This window comes from Anaerorhabdus sp. (assembly GCF_036657415.1).
Classification (GTDB): Bacteria; Bacillota_I; Bacilli_A; order Erysipelotrichales; family Erysipelotrichaceae; genus Anaerorhabdus.
Genome location: NZ_JAVXGL010000059.1, coordinates 232 through 7,491 on the forward strand (window position 1 = coordinate 232; position 7,260 = coordinate 7,491).

Here is a 7,260-nt window from a genome sequence, read left to right on the forward strand (position 1 = left end):
ATCCGTCTATGAATCAGGAAATAAATTAACTGCAACATCTGTAAGTGGTAATATTCGTATATATGAACCATTTGATACAGTAAGTTTTAATACCGTAAGTGGAAATGTACGAATTAATACTAAAGAAGGATCAAGCCTACGTGGTGATACTGTAAGTGGTGATGTACGTGCTAATTTGTGCGATACTAATTGTGGTTACAGTTTAATATTTAGTAGTGTAAGTGGATCATTTAAAGATAACTACAATAATCAAAAGATCGATAAAAAAGCTAATATTTCTCAAGGAAATTCTTCAATTTCGTTTGATGTAGAAACAGTAAGTGGTGATTTTAAACTAGAAGATTGGGATTAAATTTGTTTATCCACAGGAGTAATAAAAGATGAAAATAAATGAAAAATATAAGGATATCTATCAATTGAAAATAAATATGATTGAACAAGATATAGTTGTTGAATATCACAATCAAGATTATGTAGAGTTATTTTATGAAGGAAATCCACGAAGTAGAATAGACATTACTGTTAGCGATAATGAATTAATAGTTAAAACTAGAAATACGATAGATCAATTGTTATCTATCAATTTTAAAAAAGGATATATTAAATTATATGTTCCTAAAAATGTGATTAATCAAATAGAATTAAAAACAATAAGTGGCAATATTTCTTCAGAAATTAGATGTAATCAAGTACACTTAACTACTATAAGTGGAAAGATAATTTCTAAAGGTTCTTCTAAAGAAGCTTATGTTGAAACGGTGAGTGGTAGTATTTGTTTATATGATTCAATCGAAAACCTAAAATTTAAATCAACGAGTGGTAGTATAAAATGTGTGGCGTTGACAAAATCAACAATAATTGGGTCTTCAATTAGTGGAAGTGTTATCATTGCTAATCCTAATAATGATGGATATTGTATTAAATTCAATTCAATCAGTGGTCATTTCAAAGATTTAAGAAGTGGACAACGTGGTGCAGGGAGAATAGAAATAATCAATGGTGATGGTTCTTCAAAGTTTGAAATTAGTACAACGAGTGGGAATTGTAAAATAGATAATTGGATGTAAAAGTTTAGATCTTTCTAAACTTTTTTATATGCTTAAAGCAAGCTAGTCTACGGCAAGTAGATACCTTTAGTAGAATTTATAAGTTACACTACTAGTGGAGGTATCATAAATGGATAAATTACATAAGAAAGAACTAATGAATCAGTGGAAAAATAGAAAACCAGAAATGGGTATTATTGGCTTTTATTTTATAGAAACGCAGGAACTATTTTTAGGTCTAAGTAAAGATTTAAGTGTCGGTTTCAACAGTGCAAAATTTCAATTGTCACTACATAGTCATCCAAATATGCGTATGCAAGAATTATGGAACTTATATGGTGAAAACAATGTTGAATATAAGGTGATTTGTAAATTAAAGTATGATGATCCTAAAGAAGATCAAACAAAAAATTTAAAAGAACTACTTGATATTTGTTTGTTAGAAGATCAAAAAGCAAGACGAATATGAGAAAGGAGATAAATGATGGATGCTAGGAAAATAGGTAAATTGATTTTGGAATTACGGAAAGATAAAAAACTGACTCAACAAGAAATTGCGGACAGACTGTGTATTAGTAATAAAACTGTATCCAAATGGGAATGTGGATTAGGATGTCCAGATGTTTCATTATGGGAGGATTTAGCAGAAATTTTAGGTGCTGATTTACTAGAACTATTACGAGGAGAGTTGAGAAGAAATCGACTTGATAATGGCAAAATGAGTAACATTAAATTTTATATCTGTTCTACCTGTCATAATATTCTGACAAGTACGGGATATTCAGCCATTTCTTGTTGTGGTAGAAAATTAGTACCCTTAGAAATAAAAGAACAAGTAGATAATCATGAAGTTTCAAGAAATTTTGTGGATATAGATACGTATTATCAAATTAATCACGAAATGTCCAAGGACCATTACATTTCATTTGCAGCACTTGTATGTGAGGATAGGGTACTAATCATACGTATGTATCCAGAGCAGGCTGCAGCATTTAGAATTCCAATCTCAATGGAGAAGGGAAAATTATTGATTTATTGTACAAAACATGGTCTTCAAAGAGTAAACACTAATGGAATGTTTTTACAATAAGTACCTTCTATTTAATAAGAACTTTTCAAAGATGTTAAAAGTAACATTAAGGAAAGTTTTTTTTATATCTTATGAAGTGATATAATAAACAGGAATTGGAGATTATATGAAAGTAATATTAACAACACTAAATGCAAAATTTATTCATACTAGTCTGGCATTACGTTGGCTGTATGTAGCTCGTGATATATCTTTTGATGTTGAAATACAAGAATATACAATCAAAGATAACTTAGATGAAGTAGCACATAAACTGGTTAATGCTAATCCCGATATCATTGGTATATCTGTTTATATTTGGAATCAAGAGGAAGCTAAGAAACTTGTAAGAATGATTGCGAATCTAAATCCACAAATAAGAATATTAATTGGTGGTCCAGAGGTTTCATATGAATATACCGATTGGTTAGATTATCCAATTGAAGGAGTTTTACGCGGCGAAGGTGAAAAGGCTTTTTGGCAGGCATGTCGTAGAGAAAAAGAAATCGATGGTTTCGTGAATAAAGAATATGAATCAGCTGTCGCATACGCCAAGGTCGATTTAAAGTGGTTGGAAACACTGGAAAGTCCTTATTTTTTGGATTTTGATAAAGAAACACAAAAGAATCGTTACTTATATCTTGAAACAAGTAGAGGTTGTCCATATCGTTGTAGCTATTGCTTATCTTCATTGGATAATCAAGTGAGATTGTTTTCTGAAAACTACATAACGACGCAATTAATGCATTTAGAAGAAATAGAATGTAAACAAGTAAAATTTTTGGATCGTACATTCAATGTGAAACCTGAAAGAGCATTAGCAATTGCAAAGTTAATTGAACAATTGAAAGTTAACTTTAGTTTTCAGTTTGAGGTTGTATTAGATACGATGAAAGAAGAAATGATTAGCTTTTTTGAACAAAGTAATAAAGAAAGATTTAGATTTGAAGTTGGTGTACAATCATTTAATGAACAAACACTAGATGCTGTCCATCGTTATCAAAACTTAGACATACTTGTAAAAAATATAAAAAGATTAAGTCAAGCTGGTTGTATTATGCATGTTGATCTTATAGGTGGTTTACCTTATGAAGATTTAAATTCATTCAGAAATTCTTATACAAAACTTTTCGCATGTGGAGCAACTGAAATACAAGTCGGTATTTTAAAATTACTAAAAGGAACTTCACTTCGTTTACAAGCGAATCTTTATGATTTTACTTATGAAACGCAATCACCTTATACAGTAGAAAAAACGAAGTGGCTTTCGCATCAAGATATAATGATTATTGAAGATGTGTATCAAGCAACGGAAAAACTTTATAATAATGGTCGAATCCGATTTACATTGGATACTTGTTATCAATATGGCTATCCAATATTTGATGTGATGGCTGATGTTGGAAATCGAATGAGAAACTTCAAGGGACAGCCACAAGTACTAGATTATTTTAAATTGCTGTACGAATCTTTAAGTGTTTTCAACTTAATGCAAGATGAAAAACTTAGAGCTTGTTTAAACTCAGATTACTATATGAATTTTAAACAAACGCCAAAACCATTGTTTCAAGATGAAATTGATAAAGAAACGATAAAAGAATTATTTAAAAAATGGGTTCAATATAAAATATTTGATGAACAGACATTATATAATTATGGTAAAATTAGACTTGGATTTTATCAAGACAAAATCATGTATCAAGTATTGATTTATGATCGTTTTCAAAACTATCCAGTGCGATACTGGTTTAATTTAGAAGGAGAAGCTCAATGAAAGAATTGTTTATTGCATCAGCGAATGCCCACAAGATAGAAGAGTTTAAACATATGCTTGAACCACTTGGCTACAAAGTCAAATGTTTAAATGATTTACCTAAACTAATTGATATCGAAGAAACGGGTGAAACTTTTGAGGAAAACGCTATTATTAAAGCGAAAACAATTAGTGATCAATTTAATATTCCTTGTATTTCTGATGATTCTGGTTTAGAGATTGATGCTTTGAACTTTGAACCTGGTGTTCAGTCTGCACGATATTTAGGGCATGATACTAGTTATGATTATAAAAACAATGTGTTGATTGAAAGAATGAAAGATCAGACAAATCGTGCATGCCGATTTGTGTGTGCGATTGCATTATGTGTGCCAGGCAGTGATCCAGTTGTATTTAGAGATACAATTGAAGGAACAGTAGCAACTGAAATTGTAGGAAAAAAAGGATTTGGATACGATCCGATTGTGTATTACGAACCGTTTAAGACAACTCTTGCAAATGTAAGTGAAGAACAGAAAAATAGTGTTTCACATCGTGGAAAAGCACTTCTTAAACTCTTGGAGTATTTAAATGAAAATCCAATCTAAGCCATTCTTTTTTATAGGTGCAATTTGTTTTATTGTTGCCTTCTTTTTGACCTGCTTAGATATAAGTAGTTTTAATAGAGATTTTTATAAAAAAGAGTATGCACAATTAAATACGGCTGCAGAAATAGGGATGTCTGAAGCTGATTTAACACATACAACAGAAGTATTATTAGATTATATCCAAAATAAACGAGCTGATTTAGATGTTATGGCGACAATTAATGGAGTTGATCGGGCAGTATTCAACGAAAAAGAAATACTACATATGGTTGATGTGAAAAACTTATATTTAGATGCCATGATGGTTCGAAATTTTTCTTGGGTTGGGTTTATCGTTATGATAGGCATAGGAATAATGATTAGTAAGAAAGATTCTATCTTCGCTTTAAGTGACATGTTTTTGAAAGCTATTGTGAGTACTTTATCGGTATTAACTTTACTTGGAATATACGCACTTGTTGATTTCAATTCATTTTGGTTACAATTTCATTATATATTTTTTACTAATGATTTATTTTTCTTAGATCCTAATACAGATATTCTAATACAAATGGTTCCAAGACAATTTTTCTTTGATTTAGTGTTTAAAATTGTTTCAACTTTTGGTATTGGTATTTTACTTGTATGTTTGGTATCTATTTATTTTAGGAGGAAAAAGGCATGATTCATGTAGTGTTGTATGAACCAGAAATTCCACAAAATACAGGGAATATTATGAGAACATGTATGGCAAGTAATTGTAATCTCCATTTGATAGAGCCGTTAGGTTTTTCTTTGGATGAAAAACACTTGCGTCGTTCAGGAATGGATTATCGAAATGAGTTAAATTATCAAGTATATCCAAACTGGCAGGATTTTTGTGAAAAAAATAAAGGAGAGTTCTTTTACATCACACGGTATGGTCAAAAAAGTCCAACAATGTTTGATTACACTGTTTGTACCCAAGATATTTATTTGATTTTTGGAAAAGAGAGTACAGGGATTCCTAAAGAAATTCTCCATGATCATCAAGAACGTTGTGCACGCTTACCAATGGTTGCGAATGCACGATCATTAAATTTATCCAATTGCGTAGCAATTTGCGTATACGAAGTCTTACGGCAATTGGATTATCCAGGATTAAGTCCTGTAGAAGTAATAAAAGGAAAGGATTGGTTAAATGATGTCTAATACAAAAAAATTAGTTTTAGCTGGAGTTTTAGTTGCGATAGGGTTGTTATTACCAAGTGTGTTTCATTTTGTTGTGCCGAGTCTTGCAAGGACGTTATCACCATTACATTTACCTGCTTTTTTTGCAGGATTTCTCTTAGGTGGGCCATGGGGATTAGCAGTAGGATTAATAACACCATTGTTAAGTAGCTTGTGGACTGGAATGCCACCGTTATTCCCAATGGGTGTTTCAATGATGGTAGAGATTGGCTTATATGGTCTTATAAGTGGACTACTCATTAAGGAATATAAAATTAAAAATGTAATAGTTGTGTTGCTTTTAGCAATCTTAGTTGGAAGATTAGGATTCACAATTACAATGAATAGTATCAATGGAATCATCAATCCAGTCGCTTGGAGTATTGGACTTTATGCAAATATAGTGGCAGGAATACCTGCTATAATTCTTCAATGTATTCTTATTCCATTATTAATTCCTCGATTAGAGAAAGTATTGTAAAGTTCATACCATTAGACAAAATGGTTATGATTTCATATAATAATAAGCAGAGGTGATATTATGATAGAAAACGTGAATGATTTTTTGTCGGTAGCCTTTTTAATACTGTTGATTCTTTATGGCTTTTTTCTAACATATAAAGTTTTTGTTAAACATCATGCCCATAAAATGCAACAACTTGAATCAGATTATTATCTTGAAGATAATGATGATTCAAGAACTGATTTCTATTAATAAGAAGGAGGAGTACAATGTTTACTCAAGCAATTTCATCTCCTAATGCTCCAAAAGCTTTAGGACCTTATTCACAAGCAATTAAATTAGGTGATTTCGTTTATTTATCTGGTCAAATTCCAATGGATCCATCAACAGGTGCTATTGTTGAAGGCGGAATCCAAGAACAAACTCAACAAGTTCTAAAGAATATTGAAGCTGTATTAAGCGAAATGAACTTAGAAACTCGTCATGTAGTTAAAACTACAGTGTTCATGACAGATTTATCAGAATTTGATGATATGAATAAAATTTACGGTGCATATTTTAATGAACCATTCCCAGCTCGTTCAACAATTCAAGTTGTCGCTTTACCAAAAGGTGCAAAAATTGAAATTGAATGCACAGTAATTGATACATTAGCTTATGAAAGACAAATGAACCAAGGTTGCGGCGGTGGTTGTTCAGGCGGATGCTCTGACGGCGACTGTGGATGTGACTGCGAAGAAGGTCATGATTGTGGCTGTGAAGAATGTGGTAAATAACCACATTTTTTTTATTTCATTTTCTAAACATGATTTGGTACAAAAGTGTGTATAAGTTGTTACATCATGACACTGCATATATTTATACAGAGAATAAAGTATGATATTATTTTAGGACTATCAACCTTTTTTCATAATATATAATGAAGGGAGGAAAAACTGTGCTAGAGAATTGCAGCTGTGTTTATTATGATGAGAAGACAAATGAGACGGTATTATTAAATGAAAAAAGCGAAATCCTTAGAATTAAGGAAAAACCCATCAAATTATTTGAGAGGGCATGCTTAGAAAATGGATCTACATTGGAAGGGAGACTTTCTAATTTCAGATACGAGTTGAATGTAAAACAAAAACCTT

At 31.2% G+C, this 7,260-nt stretch carries 12 protein-coding genes; all 12 read left to right on the top strand.

What is annotated here, in order from left to right; genetic code table 11:
* Window positions 1-352: DUF4097 family beta strand repeat-containing protein (locus RSB60_RS08440; RefSeq protein ID WP_332615723.1), on the top strand; the 352-nt coding region annotated here is incomplete at its 5' end.
* A gap of 28 nt (window positions 353-380) precedes the next feature.
* Complete coding sequence (locus tag RSB60_RS08445; RefSeq protein ID WP_332475741.1) at window positions 381-1,067, top strand: DUF4097 family beta strand repeat-containing protein; 687 nt, start codon at window positions 381-383, stop codon at window positions 1,065-1,067.
* Between the two features lie 109 nt (window positions 1,068-1,176).
* Complete coding sequence (locus RSB60_RS08450) at window positions 1,177-1,515, top strand: GIY-YIG nuclease family protein (RefSeq protein WP_332490726.1); 339 nt, start codon at window positions 1,177-1,179, stop codon at window positions 1,513-1,515.
* 15 nt (window positions 1,516-1,530) lie between these two features.
* Entirely contained in the window at window positions 1,531-2,136 is a 606-nt protein-coding gene (locus RSB60_RS08455) for a helix-turn-helix domain-containing protein (RefSeq protein WP_332615724.1), read from the top strand.
* Window positions 2,137-2,242: 106 nt separating this feature from the next.
* Window positions 2,243-3,889 carry a B12-binding domain-containing radical SAM protein gene (locus RSB60_RS08460; RefSeq protein WP_332475739.1) on the top strand — a complete coding sequence of 549 codons (1,647 nt, stop codon included), beginning with the start codon at window positions 2,243-2,245 and terminating at the stop codon, window positions 3,887-3,889.
* On the top strand, window positions 3,886-4,476 hold the full coding sequence (gene rdgB / locus RSB60_RS08465) for an RdgB/HAM1 family non-canonical purine NTP pyrophosphatase (RefSeq protein WP_332490721.1): 591 nt from the start codon (window positions 3,886-3,888) through the stop codon (window positions 4,474-4,476). The genes RSB60_RS08460 and rdgB overlap by 4 nt, the downstream gene beginning before the upstream one ends.
* Window positions 4,460-5,140: a TIGR01906 family membrane protein gene (locus tag RSB60_RS08470; protein WP_332615725.1), complete on the top strand. Its 681-nt coding sequence runs from the start codon at window positions 4,460-4,462 to the stop codon at window positions 5,138-5,140. The genes rdgB and RSB60_RS08470 overlap by 17 nt, the downstream gene beginning before the upstream one ends.
* Entirely contained in the window at window positions 5,137-5,646 is a 510-nt protein-coding gene (locus RSB60_RS08475; protein ID WP_332490719.1) for a tRNA (cytidine(34)-2'-O)-methyltransferase, read from the top strand. The genes RSB60_RS08470 and RSB60_RS08475 overlap by 4 nt, the downstream gene beginning before the upstream one ends.
* On the top strand, window positions 5,636-6,145 hold the full coding sequence (locus RSB60_RS08480; RefSeq protein WP_332615726.1) for an ECF transporter S component: 510 nt from the start codon (window positions 5,636-5,638) through the stop codon (window positions 6,143-6,145). Before RSB60_RS08475 ends, RSB60_RS08480 begins: the two co-directional genes overlap by 11 nt.
* A 60-nt stretch (window positions 6,146-6,205) precedes the next feature.
* Window positions 6,206-6,379: a hypothetical protein gene (locus RSB60_RS08485; protein WP_323381557.1), complete on the top strand. Its 174-nt coding sequence runs from the start codon at window positions 6,206-6,208 to the stop codon at window positions 6,377-6,379.
* Between the two features lie 17 nt (window positions 6,380-6,396).
* Window positions 6,397-6,903 (top strand): RidA family protein, encoded by a 507-nt coding sequence (locus tag RSB60_RS08490; RefSeq protein WP_323381556.1) that lies wholly within the window; start codon window positions 6,397-6,399, stop codon window positions 6,901-6,903.
* Window positions 6,904-7,064: 161 nt separating this feature from the next.
* A partial coding sequence (locus tag RSB60_RS08495; protein WP_332615727.1) for a competence protein ComK occupies window positions 7,065-7,260 on the top strand: 196 nt, incomplete at its 3' end.

What these genes read in the sequence shown, in the direction of transcription:
- RSB60_RS08480 (WP_332615726.1), top strand. Translation starts at nt 5,636, where the DNA reads ATGATGTCTAATACAAAAAAATTAGTTTTAGCTGGAGTTTTAGTTGCG.
- RSB60_RS08460 (WP_332475739.1), top strand. Translation starts at nt 2,243, where the DNA reads ATGAAAGTAATATTAACAACACTAAATGCAAAATTTATTCATACTAGT.
- RSB60_RS08455 (WP_332615724.1), top strand. Translation starts at nt 1,531, where the DNA reads ATGGATGCTAGGAAAATAGGTAAATTGATTTTGGAATTACGGAAAGAT.
- RSB60_RS08485 (WP_323381557.1), top strand. Translation starts at nt 6,206, where the DNA reads ATGATAGAAAACGTGAATGATTTTTTGTCGGTAGCCTTTTTAATACTG.
- RSB60_RS08445 (WP_332475741.1), top strand. Translation starts at nt 381, where the DNA reads ATGAAAATAAATGAAAAATATAAGGATATCTATCAATTGAAAATAAAT.
- rdgB (WP_332490721.1), top strand. Translation starts at nt 3,886, where the DNA reads ATGAAAGAATTGTTTATTGCATCAGCGAATGCCCACAAGATAGAAGAG.
- RSB60_RS08450 (WP_332490726.1), top strand. Translation starts at nt 1,177, where the DNA reads ATGGATAAATTACATAAGAAAGAACTAATGAATCAGTGGAAAAATAGA.
- RSB60_RS08490 (WP_323381556.1), top strand. Translation starts at nt 6,397, where the DNA reads ATGTTTACTCAAGCAATTTCATCTCCTAATGCTCCAAAAGCTTTAGGA.
- RSB60_RS08470 (WP_332615725.1), top strand. Translation starts at nt 4,460, where the DNA reads ATGAAAATCCAATCTAAGCCATTCTTTTTTATAGGTGCAATTTGTTTT.
- RSB60_RS08475 (WP_332490719.1), top strand. Translation starts at nt 5,137, where the DNA reads ATGATTCATGTAGTGTTGTATGAACCAGAAATTCCACAAAATACAGGG.